Source organism: Spirochaetia bacterium (assembly GCA_022482625.1).
Classification (GTDB): Bacteria; Spirochaetota; Spirochaetia; order Sphaerochaetales; family Sphaerochaetaceae; genus Pleomorphochaeta.
Map to the genome: position 1 here is coordinate 461,870 of JAKVOU010000001.1, position 19,003 is coordinate 480,872.

The following is a 19,003-nucleotide window of genomic DNA, read 5'->3' on the forward strand; positions in this document are numbered from 1 at the left end:
CTGTGAGGGTCTTGCATACCAGCGACTGGCACATAGGCAAGCAGATAGGAAACATGAGGATTCCTGATGTGCATGAAGCCTTCATGGGATTTCTGCGACAGATAGTCATTGACCGCCAGGTCGATGTCCTGCTGATAAGCGGTGATGTCTTTGACACCAGGTCTCCTTCCGCACAAAGTCAGAAAATGTTCTACGGGCATATGTTTGACCTGCTCCAGACCACAGGCCTTTCTCACATCGTCGTAACCAGCGGCAACCATGACAGTCCCGCAGTATTGTCCATGCTTGCCCGGATTTTCTCACCTTATGGCCTGCACATCGTCACTTCCTGCAATCCTGCTGATGAACTGCTCACACTCACAGACCGCAACGGAAAGCCGGCTCTTCAAGTACTGGCAGCCCCATTCCTGCGGGAAAGGGAAATACGGAACAGCCAGGGAGAAGCCAGCACACAGGACCTGAGGGCTGCCCTGTCAAATGCCATTGCCGCACATTTCCGGCATGCACAGGAGCTGATGGAAGCAAAGTTTGATCCTCTTTTGCCTACCATAGGCATGGCACATCTCTCTGCTGCAGGCTCCTCTGCAGAAAGCATAGACAAAGGCGCCGGGGTAAGGGATTTGTATATCGGAGGCCTGGATACGGTCAATCCTTCCATTTTCCCTGCCTTCTGCGATTATATGGCCCTCGGGCATATCCACCTTCCCCATGTGGTCGCACAAAATGAAGCCATCCGATACTGCGGCAGCCCTATCAGCCTTGGGTTCGGTGAACATGGCAGAAAACAGATGCTGCTGATAGACTTCGACGGCAAAACACCAAAGGTCTCCCCAGTTGCCATACCTTGTTTCCTTTCCCTGCTGCAGGCAACAGGTACCGGACTGGATGAAATACTTACAAAGATCGACACCTATGCCAAAGAAAGAAAAAACCTGACGGACCTGGTCAGACCGACCACCTATGTTGAAATCATCTACAAAGGTGAGAAACCGCTTCCCTCCCTCAAGAAAGACGTACAGGATCATCTGTCCGCATTGGATGGGGAATGGGTACTCAGCCAAATAAAGTCCTTGCGTTCCCTTGGCAAATTGACCGCACAAGATGCTTCGATACGTTTGGATGAACTGACACCGGAAATTGTATTCGAGCAGATCGTAGGCAAAGACAATGCGTTACGCTATAAACCGCTGTTCGATCTTGCATATGCCGCAGCTCTTGCTGCGAAGGCTGAGGAAACATGAGAATCCAGAGCATCGAAGGAGAAAACATCAACTCCTTGAAAGGAAAGTGGAAAATTGACTTTACTGATCCATCCTTGGTACAGGACGGGCTTTTCCTCATCACCGGCGATACAGGAAGCGGCAAGACAAGCATTTTTGATGCCATCTGCCTTGCCCTCTTTGCAAGGACTCCGAGGATTGCCAACGTTTCTGCGACTTCCAATGAACTTATGAACAGGGACAGCGGTTCCTGCTATGCCAAGTTGACCTTTGCAAAGGGCAACAACGTCTATGTATCGCTTTTTTCACAGCATAGAGGCAGGTATGCTTCCTCAGGAAAGCTACAAGCCCCAAAAAGGGAACTCTCATTGCTGACAGGAAAGATACTTTATGACAGGGTATCGGGATACAATGACCAGATAAGTAGGCTCATCGGCATGGATTTTGACCAGTTTACCCGTTCCATGCTGCTTTCCCAAGGAGAATTCAGCAAGTTCCTGCTCTGTGACGAAAAAGACCGGGCCACTATCCTGGAACAAATCACAGGAACTGACATCTACTCAAAGATAGGAAGCCAGATCTATGCCCTGTATAAGGATGAAGAAGCAAAGCTTGACAAGCTCAGGGAAGGCTTGGGCCAGATAATCCTTCTGGATGACCAGCAACTTGCAGCATTACAGTCTAAAAAGAGTCAGGCAGCTGATAGGCTCTTGCAGTTGTCTGCTGAAGAAAAAGGACTGCAGCAGATACTTGCCTGGTACGCTTCAATGCAGAAACAGGCCGAAAAAGAAAAAGACTTGGAAGAACTTGCCCTCCAGATTGACACTGGAAAAGACAACTATGGCAAGCAGAAAGAAAGACTTGGTTGGCATCAGGAAGCTGTCGGGTGCCTACCAAGCTATACCTTGCTGGACCTTTGCAATACCCAACTTCAAGAACTGTCAGCAAAAAGAGAAACGGCCGAAAAGAAGCTGGAAGCCTTGACCAGCGATCTTGCACACTATGAAACCGAGTCCAGTCAGGCAACCTCTGCCTTCAGCAAAGAAAAGGAATCCAATGAAAAGCTCAATGAGCTGACTGCCAAAATACGCCCCATCGACAGCAAAATAACTTCCTTGACAGACTCGTCGACCATGTTGACAGGTTTGGTAGAAAAAGAAACCGACGAAGCGGAGAGCCAGCGCGAACAGGTGGAAAAACTGAAAGAAAGAATTGCAGAACAAACAAAAAAGGTTGAATTTGCAAAACATTACTTGAAAGAACATGAAGCAGATGTACTGCTGGTAGAAGAACTTTCGCTCTACCTTGACGCCCGCACACGAAGAGATGAGTTTTTAAAAAATCTGGCTGTTACAAAAAAACAGATCCAGAACGCTGCACAGGAACAGGTCGAAATCTCAAAAGAATTGACAGAGAAATCAGACAGCAAGGAAACCCTTGCACTGGAGTCTGCCGCAGCAACGTCAGAACTTGATGAAGCCACACATCGCCTTGCAACATTTCCTGATGCCGAAACACTGGAACAGCAAAGGCAGGAAGTTGGCCGTCTGCAGAAACTGGTCGAGGATGCTTCAGCCTTTTCCTCGCAAATGGAATCCCTTGAAGAAAAAATCACTTCCCTTACGGTGCAAGAAGAACAGGAAGAAAATGAACAGCAACATTGCAGCCGACTCTATGAGAAACAGAAAGAGCTTGTAGCAGGATACAAGGAAAACCTTGGCATGGCGGAGAAACTTGCCGGACTCTCCGGCTATGTTTCATTGCTGCAAGAAGGACACCCTTGCCCTCTCTGCGGTTCAGTTTCCCACCCGAAGCCCGTTGCTTCTCCTGCAGAAGATCTCATGGCAATCAGAAAGAAGGTTTCAGTTGCCGAAACACAACTGGAAAAGCTTCAGGAAAGCCTGCATGAGGCAAAAGGAAAGCTGTCTTTGACACAAGCCCTTCTCAGTGCTGACAAAAAGACACGGACAGCGCTCTCTGACAGCATCAACCATGAATTCGGGATTGTCCCGGCACGGCTGCCTGAAAAGCAGGAAGTGCTGGAAAAAGAGTACGGCAGCCTTGCACTAAAGGTGAAAAGGCTCAATAAGGATAAGGAAGCAGCAAACCAAGCTATTTCAAAGCTGACAAAAGCTCAGCAGACTGCACAGAAGGCCCTTGCTGATTCTCAGAAGGAAACAGATAAACTTCGCCAGCAGCTGGAATCTCTAGGAAAAGACGAAGAGCGATCAAGAAAAGATGCTGATGCCATAGAAAGCAAGCTGAAACGTACAGAAGATGCACTCCTTCCCTTTGCTACATATGACAAGTTGGATGCAGCAAGCCTGAAAGGCCTGCGTGCTGCTTTCCAAGAACAAACTGCGACACTTGCAAAGATTGACCTCGCAGAACTTGAAGATCGACTTCAGCATGCTACACTGAATCTCACGGCACAGCTTACAAGGCTTGGATCAGACAGGAATCAACTGGCAGCACTGCAGCAAAAACTTGCTGGACTGCGGACGGAAAGAACGGAACTTTTTGGCAACCGTAACTGTGAAGCAGAACAGAAAGCTGCAGAAGAACGATTGGAAAAACGACGTACAGAAGAAAGAGAAGTACAGGCAAGACTCGCAACCTGCAAGGAAGAGATTGCTTCCCAGACAGCCCTGCTTGCATCTCTTGCTACATCACGGGATGAACAGCTGGATCTGCAGTCGACCTATAGGAAAAATTTGGAAGAGAAGCTTTCGGCACATGGTTTTTCAGATATCGCAACAATGCTTGCAGCAAAATTGGATGAAAGCCAACTTTCTGCAATAACGGAAGAGACAAAGTCCTTTGAAACACAACAGCAGGAATATCAGACCAGGAAGCAACTGCATCTGCAGGCCCTTGATGAACTGGAACAGACAAGGCCGAAACAGGAAGAAGAGTCTGTACGTGACAGATCTGAAACCATAGCACAGGAAATCACGGCCCTGACAGAGCAGCAGGGAGCCATCGGCGCCCAGCTGGAAACCGATCGGCAAAACAGGCAAAGATACAGGACGAAGTTTACTCAGGTAACAGACCAGGAACAGATCACAGAAAAATGGAAACAGTTCAATTCCCTTTTGGGAAGCAGTGACGGTACCAAGTTCAGGAAACTTGCCCAAGGTATCACGCTTTCTGCATTGCTCAAGTCCGCAAATACAAAGCTTGAATTGCTCAATGACAGATACCAGCTTGCCGACGATACCGAATCCGACAGCCTTGATATCTCAGTCGTCGACAGCTACATGGGTGGAATCGTGCGCCCGGCCAGCAATCTTTCCGGCGGGGAAACCTTCCTGGTTTCACTCGCCCTTGCCCTCGCCCTGAGCCAGATGATGTCAAAGGAAGACGGCATTGATACTTTATTCCTTGATGAAGGCTTCGGCACCTTGGATGATGAATTGCTCGATACCGCCATGAATGCCCTGGGAAACTTTGCCCAAGGCGGCAAGCTTATCGGTATCATCAGCCATGTTGACAAGCTCAGGGAAGTAATCAACATCCAACTGCTTCTCCGTAGGAAAGGCGAAGGCTCTTCACGTATCGAAGGCCCCGGTGTTTCATACCTGTAACTACAGGAGCATTTTCCCCCATCGTCCATTTTTCTTTACACCTTCCTTTACATATCTACCCACACTGGACAGTCAGCGTTACAGGACTTTGCCCTTTCCTTTTTGACGTCATCAAGACCTATGTACCTATAGATTGAATTCACCTTTTTAGATAAGTACACTATCAAAAACAACAGTATTTAAAATGTGTTAGTAAAAATATACATAGTATATAAAATTAATTAGAAACATTAAATTTATGTATAAATTATAGAATATTAAATATTTTAATAATTTTATGTATACAAATAAAAATAATTATATCAATTAAATTTCAAAAAATAAGGAAATTTTTTTAAATATTTATTTTCAAAGTCAAAATAAATACACAATATTAGTCATAAATTAGACAATTATTCTTAAATAAAATTATTATTTATATATAACAATATTGCATAAAATAAGAATATTTTATGTATATTTATTTTTTATACATATCAAAAATATTATATATTCATTTTTAGTACTTACTTATATTCAGTAAGTACTAGATTTTATTAATTGACATAAAAAATGAATATAATATATTATAAATAAAGAATTAATAATAATTATAAAACATAGGAATTTTTCTCTATTATTCCAATATTGAGCAAATTATTGAGCATTTATCCAGACGGAGGATACACGTAAAAATGAGCAATCCAGCACCATTCACCATCTGCAAACTGAAGCAAAGGGACAATGCCTACTTCTACGTGACATTCAGGGATGCTGCAACAGGCAGACGTGGTACGAAAAAAAGCATAGACAAGCTCAAAGCCAAGTCGGGCTTGGGCTTTGCCCACGTGACAAGGAAAGAAGAAGCAGTGCTCATTGCCAATACGCTGCTTGAACAGAAACAGGCTATGCTAGGAAAGCCTGAAACAACTTCCCTGCGTTCTTTTTTGCTTGAGTTCTTTGATTGGGATCACAGTCCCTACTATGTCCGACGCAGGATGCTTGATGCTGACAGTGTCTCACCTGATTATGTTTCTACAAGAAGAAACCTAATTGCCAATCATCTCATTCCATTGATTGACAGGAATATGTCCGTACAGCAGGTTACTACTCCATATCTCGAGCAACTCCAGCAAAAGCTTGCTGATGACGGCAAGCTTGCCCATGCAACAATCAATCTGATCATGGGAGCCCTTGGACAGGCACTAGGATATGCCCAGAAACTTTCACTGCTTCCTGCCGATGTCATCATACGCATTGAGAATCTCAGCGCGGGGCACAAAATACGGGGCATATTGGATCAGAGTGAAACACAACGGCTCATTGCCTATCTGGACGGACTCTCCGATCGACGTCCCTATCTCTCCTGCTGCCTTTCACTGTTGACAGGCATGCGTTCAGGGGAACTGCGCGCACTGCGCACTTCCCAGATACATGATGGCATGATTGCCGTAGATGCTGCATATGCCAATATTGCCGGAATGAAACTCCCCAAAGGGAAAAAGGCAAGGACCGTCCCCTGCCCTTCATGGCTTTGTGAACAGTTGGTTTCCTTTGCAAAGCAAAATCCGTATGCCACAGGATTGGTCTTCTGGAGCAGAAAATCCGGAGGACCGGTTTCAAGCCATTACTTCTCTACGCAACTCCACAAGGCATTGTCAAAAGCAGACATCCTTACTGCAGAGGAAATTGAGACCAGAAATATAAGTTTCCATAGCCTAAGGCATATGGCAAATACCCTGCTGCGTGGTTCTGTCGATGAATATCTGCTGCGTCTCACCATCGGGCACAGCAGCGAAGCACTTTCTGATATGTATACACATATCAGCGACAATGCCCTTGCAAGTCTCAGAACAGCTCAGGAACAGCAGATCATGCCTTTCCTTTCAGTTTCTTCCACTGTAGATGGCAAGGAGTGACTGGCCATAAAACTAGTTTAGAAAAATCATTTACCTTTTGCCTTTTTTGCCATCAAGGGGTATAGTGATACATATACCCCACTGCAAGGGGATATTCCGGTATAGAAACCGGACTTTTTTTTGGCAATATGGTTGCAAGTCTGCCATTTGCCATGGTATTTTTCAGTATTACATTATCTTAGGAGTTTACACATAGAATGAGTAGATACAAGTTGGCTACCAAATGCATCCAAAGCGGTTATGTTCCGAAAAACGGAGAGCCAAGGGTTCTACCTATCTGCCAGAGCACGACATACAGGTATACCAGTTCCACACAGTTGGCAAAACTGTTTGACCTGGAAGAGCCGGGACATATGTATTCAAGGATTTCCAACCCTACCGTGGCATGTGTCGAAAGTAAAATCGCAGACCTTGAGGGTGGCGTCGGTGCCTTATGTACTTCCAGCGGACAAGCAGCTACGCTCATTGCAGTCCTCAATATCACGGAAGCAGGAGATAATGTAGTCTGCATGAACGATGTCTATGGCGGGACGACCAACCTTCTTGCAGTGACGCTGAAAAAGCTTGGTATCGAAACACGTTTCATTTCATCTGAAATGACAGATCTGCAGATAAGTACCTGCTTTGACACCCATACACGGCTGCTTTTCGGGGAAACACTATCCAATCCGGACTTAGTCGTATTGGATATCGAACGTTTTGCTACCATTGCCCATGGACACGGAGTCCCTCTGATCGTCGACAATACATTCGCTACACCCATCCTCTGCAATCCCTTCCACTGGGGTGCCGATATCGTCATCCATTCCACCACAAAGTACATGGACGGACATGCGACAGTTGTCGGCGGCGTCGTCGTAGACAGCGGCAACTTCGATTGGGAAAAGGATGGCAGGTTCCCACAACTTTCCCAGCCGGATCCTTCCTACCACGGCGTAGTCTATACAAGCAAGTTCGGCAAGGAAGCATATATTGTCAAGGCAAGGACTCAACTTCTTCGTGATTTAGGCTGCAGCCCTCAACCGACAGCAGCTTTTCTACTCAATCTGGGACTTGAAACATTGCATCTGAGGATGCCCCGTCATTGTGAAAATGCCTTTGCTGTTGCCACTTTCCTACAAACCTGTCCGCAGATTGAAAGCGTCGATTATCCAGGTCTCAAGGAAAGCAAAGATTATCGCCTGGCTCAGAAGTACCTGCGCGGCGGTATGGCCGGTGGTGTCGTTTCCTTTGTCATGGCTGGCGGTAGGAAAGCTGCGACCGTATTCATGGATTCGCTTGAACTGGCCGAAATCGTCGTCCATGTTGCCGATGCACGGACCTCGGTCCTGCATCCTGCTTCTACTACCCATCGTCAGCTGACCGATGAACAGCTTGAAGCTGCCGGCATCAGTCCTGGTTTCATCCGACTCAGTGTCGGTATCGAAGATATCGATGATATCATTGCAGATCTGCGGCAGGCACTGGACAAGGTAGCTACATGCCGATAAAAATTCCCAATGATCTGCCAGCAAAAGTTGTACTTGAGCGCGAGAATATATTTACCATGGAAGAAGGACGGGCCTATAGCCAGGACATCCGTCCGCTTCGTATTGCAATCGTCAACCTGATGCCTACAAAGATCAGTACGGAAACACAGTTGGCCAGACTGCTGGGCAACAGTCCTCTGCAAGTTGAAGTCGACCTCATCCAAATGAGCACACATGAAAGCAAGAACACCAGTGCCGAACATATGCTTGCTTTCTACAAGACTTTTGCTGATATCAAGAAAAACCACTATGACGGGATGATCATAACAGGAGCTCCTGTCGAACAGCTACCCTTCGAGCAAGTGGAATATTGGGGCGAGCTGTGCAAGATCATGGAATGGAGCAAGACACATGTGCATTCCACTTTCCATATCTGCTGGGGAGCCCAGGCAGGGTTGTATTATCACTATGGAATTCACAAAGTACCGTTGAAAAAGAAGCTGTTCGGGGTCTATAAGCATAAGGTTACCTACGACCATCCGATTCTCCTGCGTGGTTTCGATGAAGTCTTCCTTGTGCCCCATTCCCGTTATACGACGGTACTCCGTTCAGATATCGAGCATGTGCATGAACTGAAGATCCTCGCAGCATCGGAGGAGGCAGGTCCATATGCAATCTCCAATGACAAGGGGAAACAGATTTTCATAACCGGACACAGTGAATACGACAGGCTGACATTGAGCGATGAATATTTCCGTGACAAAGAAAAGGGACTTCCTATCCAGGTACCGTACAATTATTTCCCAGATGATGACGATACGAAGACGCCCATCATGACCTGGCGAGGACATGCCAATCTTCTATTCTCCAACTGGTTGAATTATTTTGTCTACCAGACTACACCGTTCGAGCTCAAGCTTGCAGGAACAAGCAAGGACCAGCATAAGATATTTTATGCCGAATGATATAAAATGCGAGGCTTTCACCTACGGGAAACGGGCCTTGGAACCTATCAATATGTATAAGATGTTGTAAAAGAGGAACCGAATGTTTACTGAATCCCTAGTGTATCAGAACCAAGACAGTCTGCTTACATTCATTGCTTCCCATGGTTTGGCTGACAAGGCACATATGTTTGTCCAGGTATTTTTTCCACCTGCGTACCTCCGAAACCAAATCGAGGCAGTGATGCAGGAGATTACACAAGTCCTACCCAAGGCAAGTATTGCCGGTTGTACTGCTGCCTATAGTTTCTCTGCAGGCAAGAAGGAAAACTTCGAAGGTCATGTACTGCTCGTCTTCCACAGCTTTGAATCAACTGACATGCGGACAAAATTGGTTGACCTGAGCCATAACGCTGTTTCCAGTTTTTCGGAAATGGTAAAAGAAGCTGCCAGTGCAATCTCAACACCAGGAACAAAGGGCTTTCTTGTCTTATCTACAAATCCTGATATCGACGGAGAAAAAGTAATCTCCGCAATTGAATCAGTCTCACCGCAGAAAACGGAGATATTCGGCAGTGTTGCAGCAGCTTCAAATCAGGACCAACATGGTTTTGTCTGCAATGAGGAGGCATTGACCGACGAAGGCCTCCTCCTTTGTTCTTTTTCTTCTGAAATTCTCCAGATACATCATCTGTCTTCCAGCAATTGGTCACCGATCGGAAAAAAATTCCAGGTGACAAGATGCAACGGACGGGAGTTGGTCGAACTTGACCATCGGGAAGCCAAACAGATCATCATGGCCCATCTTGGCATACAGGATGCCACCAATCTGCTGGATATCAGCTGGCTGTATCCTCTTATGCATATCAATGAGAAAGGACAATGCTATACCTACACCTACCATACACGTACAGACAGCGGCAGTCTTTTCATGAACAGCGAGTTACCTGTCGGTTCCTTTGTCCAGCTGAGCTATGAGAATCTTACGGATGTGCTCCAAGGTATCCAGCAGGGGTATGACAAGCTACGGGGCATTGATACAGAATCAGTAATGCTTGTTGCCTGTGTAAGCCGCTATATGCTCCTTGATGACCTCAATTGGCAACTCATATGGGGATATGGAGGACGGGTTCCCATTACAGGAATGTTCGGTTGGGGTGAATTCAGCAAAATTGACGGAACCAATATGTTTTCAAGTGAGATGCTCGATATAATTTCCTTCAGTGAGCACACAGAAAAACCTTTTTCCTATGATTTCATCAAAGATGAAATTTCGCTTGACAAGAGAAAATATGATATGGTGCTCCATCATCTCATTATGTATTCTGCCAGGGAAATGCAGGATATAAATGACAGGCTCGAGCTTTCAATTGAAGACAAGACCTCACAGCTACGTGAGAACTACTATAGGGATCTGGTATCAGGCTTTCCAAATAAAAACAGGCTGTTACGTGATATTGCTCTCAAAAAGGTTGACAAAGTTGCCTATATTGTGTTGCCCTTGCTTCAGCGCTATGCATCCTACTATGGATTGGAACTTATCCGCAGGCTTGAACGGGCCTTCGGATCTTTCACCAAGTTCTGCTTTGAGAAGGAAAACGGATATTTCTACCAGATAAGCAGCGAGAGCTATGCAATAGGATGCAGCAACCGGATCAGCTTCCATGATTTTGTTTCAAAGCTGCAGTGGTACCTCGAACTGCTGAAAAAGCATATTTTCAGCATCGGTGGAGCCGATATCTATCTTGATGCAACATTGGGCATAGCAGACAGCAACAGCGACAATATCTGTGAAAATGCAAACACTGCCTTAGTCATTGCCATCAACGAACACCGCCAATACGTCATTTATGATCCGGATTCTGTCTCTGTCACAAAAATGAAGGCAAACATGGAAATGGTATCAAAGATCCGGTCTGCAATCGAAGAAGATAGGATATTCCCTGTCTTTCAGCCGATTTATGACAATTCAAAACATACGATAACAAAATATGAAGCCCTTGCACGCATGGAAGATACCGATGGGAGCATAATACCGCCCCTTTCCTTCATAGAAGTAGCAAAACTTTCAGGGCAATATAGTGCAATCACCACAGTCATGATGAAAAAAGCCTTTGAATTTTTCAAGGAAAGCAAGTATGAATTTTCACTTAATCTCTCAATCTCGGACATCAAGAACGCTGAAAGCAATGCTGCCATCCTTTCCCGTCTGTCTTCTTTCCCAAAACCTCAGCACGTCGTATTCGAAATCCTTGAAACGGAAAAAATCGAGGAATTTGAAGAAGTTCAGCAATTCATCAGCAGAGTAAAGCAACTGGGAGGACATATTGCACTCGATGATTTTGGAAACGGATATTCGAACATGATGTATCTTACACGCCTGGATATCGATTATATCAAGTTGGACGGTTCAATAGTCAAAGATGCCGCGACTGACAAAGTTGCCGAGAATGCAGTAAAGACAATGTTGAACTTTGTAAAGATCACAGGCCAGAAGGTTATAGCGGAATATGTCAGTGACCAGGCAATCCAACAGAAAATACAAGAACTTGGTGTCGATTACTCACAAGGATATTACATAGGCCGCCCCGCAAAGATGCTGCTGCCGGATGATTTCTCATTGGCTTGAGAAACATGGTGCAGCATTCTGGGATAAGGCCTGTCCGTCACCCAATCAGATAGCCGCAGTCGACACAGATTGTCTGTCCCGTGACGGCAGTGTTCCTCGCCAAGAACAGTACGGCAGAAGCAATGTCTTCCGGTTCCACAAGACGCTTTATGACTGCGCGGGCAAGGAATTTACCCTTAGTGGGGTTTTCCGGCCGATCAAGATAAGGAGCGTTGATAAGTCCTGGAGCTACTGCATTTACCCGTATTGACTGAGGACCGAGTTCTGCTGCCAGGCTTCGTGTATATGATACGACAGCACCTTTGGAAGCATCGTAATGGACTGTCTTTCCGAAGCCAGGATGAAATGCATTGGAAGAAGCAATGTTGATGATGCTACCATGATGCAGTGCAAGAAGAGGAATTGCATGTTTGCAACAAAGAAACATGCCTTTGACATTGACATCAAAGACGTTGGTAAAATCATGGATATCCAATTCCTGTTGCAGGCTTTCAGTAAAAACACCACTTACATTGACCAGAAGGTCAAGGGCAGTGAAGCTGGAAAAGAACTTGCTTACCTGTACCTCATCGACATTGTTCAATTGCCTGAAAGTACATCCCTGCATAGCATTGGGTGCATGTGCACAGTAGGTACCGATTACGGTATAGCCTTCCTTCACCAACTGCGCACAGATACTGCGACCTATATTGCTGCTTCCTCCGACTACCACAGCTTGCATCACTAAGCCTCCTTCCCTGCAAGGAAATCTCCAAGAAAAGCTACACCTGGATACATTTCAAGCAATTCCCTTCCTCCCAGTTCAAAGGCATCGTACCGGAAAGCAGGAACAAGGACACAGGCAACCAAAGCCCAATGGCCGCCGTGCTTCAGACGGGTTCCCTGCCAGCAATCATTCTCCACCAAAGCATAAGGGGCATATCCCTCACCAGCCTTTCCCAAGATGGTCAAGCTGTGGGTACCGTCCGGCAACAACTGAAGCTGTTCGACAGGATCCCCATCAAGGAACAACCAAGATTCATCATGGGCAAGGCGATGCAATGCTGAAAAACTGTTTTCCGTCATAAGATAGTAAATGATAGAACCAGCTTCCTTTTCCTTGCCGTCCTTGAAAGTCATGACCCTATGGAAATAACCACCTTCTTTCTCAAGGGGAACCAGATGCAACTGTTCAATAAGTTGCGTTGCATCTAGCGTGGCCATTCTGTTACCAACTGTTTCATGTAAGCGGTAAACGTATCTTTTACCTTCATGCTGGTCTCAAGTACGTCGTTGCCGTCAATGGCTTTCTTGGTCATGCCCGCACCCATGTTGGTCAGACAGCTTAGGCCAAGCGTCCGAAGTCCCAGATAGGCTGCAGTTATGGCTTCAGGGACGGTAGACATACCCACAGCATCAGCACCCAATAGCCTTGCTGCCCTGATTTCAGCCGGTGTTTCAAAATTCGGACCGGTAAAGTATTGGTAGACCCCTTCCTTGATGGCAATATGCTGCCTGCTGGCAATTTCCCGGGCATATTTCCTAAGCTCTGCATCATAGGCATTTGACATATCAAAGAAACGGGGGCCAAGAAGCCCATCCTGCTGTTGCCCGGTAAGCGGAGACTCTGCCTGCAGCTTGATATGGTCACTTATGACCATCAAGTCTCCCGGCTGCCATTTTTCGTTGAGACACCCCGCCGCATTGGTAAGAATCAAATACTTGACACCGAGCAATTTCAGGACTTTGATCGGATATGCAATGGTCTGCATGGAATATCCTTCATAATGATGGAATCGTCCTTGCATACAGATTATATGACGGCCACCTAGATCGCCGGTAAGCAACTTTCCTGTATGTCCAGGAGCCGTGGAAACCGGAAAATATGGTATCTCCTTGTAAGGAATGGCAATGGTTTCTGATAATTCTTCGCCGAACTGTCCCAGTCCACTTCCAAGTATCAAGGCAATGTCAGCGACCTGTGTCCCGAATATTTCAGAAAGGTATGCTACGGATTCTTCCAATTGTTCTCGTTCTGTCATCATATCAAACGAGGATATCCTCTATCCTCTTCTCCTACTCTTAAAGGCTTCGCTATACCCTGATGACAAGCAAGCCATCAGTATGGCAACGCAGAAACTCTGCAAGGGAATGATAAAGGATACGGCACGGTGTTGCAATATATCCTGTTTATGTGGCCTGCCAGCCTTCAAGGTCCAACAACCACTTCTTCTTTTCCAATCCGCCGCCATAACCTGTCAAGGATCCATCTGCACCGATTACCCTGTGGCACGGATAGATGATTGCCAGTGGATTGCGATGTATGGCCTGCCCTGCTCCCCTGCAGGCATTGGGACTGCCTGCCATACCTGCTATGGCTCCATAGGTCAGTGTCTGACCATAAGGTATCTGCAGCAAGGCTTGCCAGACGCGTTTTTGGAAATCCGTACCTTCCAGGCAACATTCCACCTTGAAGTCTTTCAATTTCCCGGCAAAGTAGTCGTCAAGTTGCCTGAATACCTCACACGAGAACAACGAAGAAGAAGCCCCTGGATCCTCTCCGTCACAATAATTGAGACGATAGGCAACCTCATGTTGATATTCCAGGCGAACCCAACCGATTGGGGTAAGATGAAATGCATGTTCCATTATGGATTTCCTCCTGTACCAATGATACGATATCAGGATAACACCTGCAACACAAACCGGCTCTTTACAGCTTATTCCGATAGCAGCATACTATATGTATGGAAAAACGACTATTCAGATGCGAAGGACACTTGATCGATTCCGGTCTGCTTTCCAAAGTACTCAATACGATACTGGAAGCAGGATCTGATTACCATATTACTGATTTTGTCATCGGAAAGACACCGGATCAGACTTCTTCCGTAAAAATCGCTGTCATGTCCAAAGATAGCCACAGCCTGAAGGAACTGACGGTACGGCTCGGAAAACTCGGAGCCTATGAGGAAGAAGTCCCGCCGGCAATATTCAAGGCGGCAGACAGGGACAAACATGCTCCCGAAGATTTCTATTCTACGACAAACCACCGCAGTGAAGTCTTTACCGAGGGGACTTGGCATAAAGTGCTGGACCAAAGGATGGACGCAGTCATCGTCAGGGCTGCCGATGGACTGCTCCGCTGTACAAAGCTGAGAAACATAAAGGCAGGCGACATGATACTTTGCAACGGAGAATCGGTAAGAGTATTTCCTCCTCAGGCAAGCAGACGGAAAAGCAACGGCTTTGCATTCATGGACAATGCAGTATCAAGCGAACGAAGCGGTGAAACAGCCATACGCGGTGTTGCAGACATGATGAGTACGATCAGGCACGACCATGGCAGAATCATCGTTGTCTGCGGACCGGTAGTCGTACATACCGGAGGTGCCGATGCCTTGGCATCCTTGATTCGCAAAGGCTATGTCCAAGGCTTCCTCGGAGGCAATGCAGTTGCAGTACATGACCTGGAATATCGTTTTTTCGGCACCAGCCTCGGCATAGATCTCAAGACAGGGAAACAGACAGAACACGGCCATGACCACCACATGAAGGCAATCAACAGGATCTACGGCTATGGTTCGATAAGGAATGCCATTGCCAGCGGTGCGCTGAAGGAAGGGCTGATGTTTGAAGTCCTCACCAACGGCATACCCTACTGCCTGGCCGGTTCCATACGTGACGACGGACCTCTTCCTGAAACGGTCAATGACATGATCGAAGCCCAAAGACAATATGCCTCCATCATCAAGGATGCCGATATGATACTGATGCTTTCCACCATGCTCCATTCAATCGGCACAGGCAATATGACACCTTCGCATGTACACACCATCTGTGTGGATATCAATCCGGCCGTCGTGACAAAGCTATCCGACAGAGGTACAGGACAAGCCGTCGGCATCGTCAGTGATGTCGGACTTTTCCTGCGCGAGCTTGATGCCAGTCTCAGACCCCTACCAGGTTCCGCCGCCGCCGCCGCCGAAACCGCCGCCGGAGAAGCCACCGCCGCCGCCTCCGATACCACCACCTGAATGGGCAGCCTGTGCACGCATTGTCTCAGAAATTGTATGCTGCAATGAAGAAGAAAGTCCCATATAGAGCCCCGAATACATGAAAATTCCCGGTCCTGTGTACCATACAGGATTATCGAGATGGAAAGTCTCGAATTTCTTCGACCACTTTTTTCTCAAGCCCCAGCACAATGGCATACGACAGAAGATGATAGTAGAGCATCGGCTGCTCATCGATCAGACGCTTCAGCTTGTCAAGCTCCACATACTCAATGAAAGACTTGAATCCAAGGGCCTGCTGCAATATCTGCTGCGCATATGGACTACGCTTTTCAATGGCCGCTGTAAGGATTGACAGCAGCAGACTGAAGATGCCGGTCCCCAATGCATATCGGAAGGAAAGCGCCGTAGGAAATGCCAATAAGAATTCTATGATCAGAAAATCTGCAGCACAGACGATAAGAAACAGCAATGAAATTCCTACGATCTTTCCTGCCTTGCTGAATATCTTCTTGCCTGCACTGTGGTTGATGAGCCTGTCAGTAGGGACATAGAGAACCAGGAAAAGCAAGAAGCAAAGAAGAGAAGGAGCTATGGCAGCTGCCGGTATGCCTTTTCCCAAGGCAATGCTGAGCACAACAAAGGCTACAGCTCCAAGGAGGATGGCAAGCAGCTTTGCTCTTTTGCTCTTCTTGTTCTTCAGGCTATGTTCACCTTCAAAGTAACTTGCACATTCGGTTTCAGCCCTACGCAAGCCCTCCACGAAGGAACTGCCGAACTGCGATGGGTCATGGCTCATGCCTACCACAGGTGTCGCACCGAGGAACACATGGTACAGCTGTTCCTCTGCCGTACTTGTAAATTTCGGGGCAGCTGCAAGACAGGTATAGGTATAGCTCTTCTTGGCAAACATCCCTTTTCCCGTCTCTTCTTCCTGTATGGAAATGTAACCTTTGTCGGCCCAATAGAAAAGCATGGCAACGGCATCACTGTCATTCGCCGAGCCTTTGAGCAAATGAGCCAGCAACATCGGAGAAAGATCATCAGGAGGATCAAAGGTCTCTACATCAATCAGTTTTTCATCCTTTCCATATTTCAGATACAAGGCAAAAACCAATCCCAGCAACAGGACAAGCAGGGCTAGGTACGGAACAAAAAACCCTCTTGCTATACCTATTGGATCCCTTGCTCCGACAAATGAACCGTCAGGAAGCCTGACGTTGACAGTAAGTCCCTCACCGGGTGCAAAACCGTAAGCAGTTCCAGAAATCGTCTTGCCATCATCAGAAAGCGTATAGTTGACATTGCCACCGACACTGCCATAGGCACCCCGGCTGAAGACAATCCTGTCATTACGCAGATCAAACGGTGTCTGGATTGTAAAATCAAGCCGGTCAAAAGGCAGTTGCCAGCCAGTACCGAGTATATTGTAATACAGCTGGTCATAGCCGTCATTCTGGTCTGCACCGATATCATAGGAATAACTGAGTGTGTAATGCTGCACACCACTGACAAGCCTGTCAGGATCCCCTACCTTCACCATGACGTTTCCACTTTGCCTGTCAACGGAAAACTTTTCCGAACATCGGATATCGGAGACCCTGACCATATAATCATTCGAGGAATTTGTAGGAATGACCCTGTAGAATCCATGTCGAGGACTGTCGAAGAATAACTGATAATTTTCCTGTACATCAAGTACATTGTTCTTGTTGGCAACGACCTTGACAGCAATTTCATTGCCACTGTCTACGGCAAACAACGGCAACAGGACAAAGCAACCTAAGAAAAGCAAAAAGCTTCTTTTCATCTGCAACTTGCTGGAATTTAGCATCAGGACCTTCCTTCGGATGTTATTTTGGTTACAGTATTTTGCTTACAGGTCCCTACTTGTCAAGGAGGAACCTTCTTCCCTGTCCGTACCCTTTTGCTATATCCTTCGTGAAAGGAGAACTCATGATACTCAGTTGCAGCAGGCGATGCGACATCCCTTCATTTTTCCCCAGATGGCTTGTTTCCAGACTTGAAGCCGGTTATGTCCTTGTCCGAAATCCCTATGACAGGCATAAGGTCAGCAGAATAAGCCTGCAACCTGAAGTTGTAGATGCCATGATATTCTGGTCAAAGAATCCCCAACCGCTTTTCCCTTATCTGGACCGTATCCCCTATCCATATTACTTCCAGTTTACCCTGACGCCTTACGGCAAGGAACTTGAACCGAATCTCCCGGACAAGAAAAGTTATCTGGTCCCTGCCTTCAAAAATCTGGTAGAGCTTCTGGAACATGACCGCTGGGGACAGGGTCGTTCCAGAGTACTTTGGCGATGGGACCCGATCATATTGACCGATAAGATGGATGAAAACTTCCACCTGGAACAGTTTGAAATCTATTGTCAGCTGCTTGAAGGATATACCGGACGGTGTACCATAAGCATTCTCGATGCCTACACAAGGACAAAGAAGAATCTAAGAGGCCTTCCCGTACAGTATCGTTCACCGAAGGACCTTTCCCAACTGGCAGTTTCAATGGTCGATATCGGCAAAGAACATGGAATTGATGTGGTAAGCTGCTGTGAAGACGAACTTGGCATCAGGAAGGGAGCCTGCATTGATGCCGCCTTGCTTGACGGGTTGTTTTCCTTGGGACTGACCGTGCAGAAAGACAAAGGCCAACGGCCCGGATGCAGATGTTGCAACAGCATCGACATAGGAAGCTATGACTGCTGTCTCTGGGGCTGCAGATACTGTTATGCAACAGGAAGTCTTGCTGCAGCACAGCAAAATGTAAGCCTGCATGACGAGAAAAGTCCTCTTCTCTATGGAAACATAGACAAGGCTGACATCATCACAGAACGGAAGATGTGCAGCCTTGTGTCCGGTTTGCCTTCACTGAAAACTAGAAATGTGACAACTGCTGTATTACGAAAACAGAGAGATGCTTCAGCCCCCTCGCTCCACCCATCAATACGGGGCAAGCCCCAAGGTATTTCTTAGACATCAGGGCATGCGCTTCTAAGATGAATTATAATTGTCCATAGTCATTCTTTTCACTTTAATTCTCTATACAACTCCGCCATTACGTTCTTGTTTGTATAATTTTATATATTCACTATAAGATGAAATATCAAATTCGACATACTGTGCAATAAGTACCAATATTTGATTTTCTGATTTCTAATACTTACATAACTTATTCAAGCCATAGATTTTCACATGGCAAACAACGGCGAATTCAGATCCTTTAGTTCCAAAAGATATGCT

Annotated in this window: 12 protein-coding genes and 1 pseudogene; 8 read left to right on the top strand and 5 right to left on the bottom strand. The window is 46.5% G+C overall.

The window, feature by feature from the left end; translation table 11 throughout:
* Window positions 1–2 precede the first annotated feature (2 nt).
* From sbcD to LKE40_02125, 6 genes are all read left to right on the top strand, one after another.
* On the top strand, window positions 3–1,241 hold the full coding sequence (gene sbcD / locus LKE40_02100; GenBank protein MCH3916275.1) for an exonuclease subunit SbcD: 1,239 nt from the start codon (window positions 3–5) through the stop codon (window positions 1,239–1,241).
* Window positions 1,238–4,807, top strand: coding sequence for an AAA family ATPase (locus tag LKE40_02105; protein ID MCH3916276.1), 3,570 nt, complete (start codon window positions 1,238–1,240; stop codon window positions 4,805–4,807). Before sbcD ends, LKE40_02105 begins: the two co-directional genes overlap by 4 nt.
* A 674-nt stretch (window positions 4,808–5,481) precedes the next feature.
* On the top strand, window positions 5,482–6,705 hold the full coding sequence (locus LKE40_02110) for a tyrosine-type recombinase/integrase (GenBank protein MCH3916277.1): 1,224 nt from the start codon (window positions 5,482–5,484) through the stop codon (window positions 6,703–6,705).
* 197 nt (window positions 6,706–6,902) lie between these two features.
* Window positions 6,903–8,195: a PLP-dependent transferase gene (locus LKE40_02115; GenBank protein ID MCH3916278.1), complete on the top strand. Its 1,293-nt coding sequence runs from the start codon at window positions 6,903–6,905 to the stop codon at window positions 8,193–8,195.
* The gene (gene metA, locus LKE40_02120) at window positions 8,186–9,139 is read left to right on the top strand and encodes a homoserine O-succinyltransferase (GenBank protein MCH3916279.1); all 954 of its coding nucleotides are present in this window, start codon (window positions 8,186–8,188) and stop codon (window positions 9,137–9,139) included. Before LKE40_02115 ends, metA begins: the two co-directional genes overlap by 10 nt.
* A gap of 82 nt (window positions 9,140–9,221) precedes the next feature.
* Window positions 9,222–11,747 carry an EAL domain-containing protein gene (locus tag LKE40_02125; protein ID MCH3916280.1) on the top strand — a complete coding sequence of 842 codons (2,526 nt, stop codon included), beginning with the start codon at window positions 9,222–9,224 and terminating at the stop codon, window positions 11,745–11,747.
* A gap of 37 nt (window positions 11,748–11,784) precedes the next feature.
* Here LKE40_02125 and LKE40_02130 read toward each other — a convergent pair whose 3' ends face one another.
* The 4 genes and pseudogenes from LKE40_02130 to LKE40_02145 form a co-directional block, all read right to left on the bottom strand.
* Window positions 11,785–12,468, bottom strand: a complete 684-nt coding sequence (locus LKE40_02130; protein MCH3916281.1) for an SDR family oxidoreductase — start codon at window positions 12,466–12,468, stop codon at window positions 11,785–11,787.
* A 2-nt stretch (window positions 12,469–12,470) separates the two neighbouring features.
* The gene (locus LKE40_02135; GenBank protein ID MCH3916282.1) at window positions 12,471–12,950 is read right to left on the bottom strand and encodes a cupin domain-containing protein; all 480 of its coding nucleotides are present in this window, start codon (window positions 12,948–12,950) and stop codon (window positions 12,471–12,473) included.
* A complete protein-coding gene (locus LKE40_02140) occupies window positions 12,938–13,771 on the bottom strand; it encodes a purine-nucleoside phosphorylase (protein MCH3916283.1) in 834 nt (277 codons plus the stop codon). Before LKE40_02140 ends, LKE40_02135 begins: the two co-directional genes overlap by 13 nt.
* A gap of 145 nt (window positions 13,772–13,916) precedes the next feature.
* Window positions 13,917–14,237, bottom strand: a pseudogene (locus LKE40_02145) (methylated-DNA--[protein]-cysteine S-methyltransferase).
* Between the two features lie 236 nt (window positions 14,238–14,473).
* Between LKE40_02145 and LKE40_02150 the strand changes: the two are divergent.
* The gene (locus tag LKE40_02150; GenBank protein MCH3916284.1) at window positions 14,474–15,763 is read left to right on the top strand and encodes a TIGR00300 family protein; all 1,290 of its coding nucleotides are present in this window, start codon (window positions 14,474–14,476) and stop codon (window positions 15,761–15,763) included.
* 112 nt (window positions 15,764–15,875) lie between these two features.
* Here LKE40_02150 and LKE40_02155 read toward each other — a convergent pair whose 3' ends face one another.
* Window positions 15,876–17,576, bottom strand: a complete 1,701-nt coding sequence (locus tag LKE40_02155) for a DUF2207 domain-containing protein (protein MCH3916285.1) — start codon at window positions 17,574–17,576, stop codon at window positions 15,876–15,878.
* Window positions 17,577–17,698: 122 nt separating this feature from the next.
* Here LKE40_02155 and LKE40_02160 point away from each other — a divergent pair, with 122 nt between their 5' ends.
* Entirely contained in the window at window positions 17,699–18,736 is a 1,038-nt protein-coding gene (locus tag LKE40_02160) for a DUF1848 domain-containing protein (GenBank protein MCH3916286.1), read from the top strand.
* Window positions 18,737–19,003 lie beyond the last annotated feature (267 nt).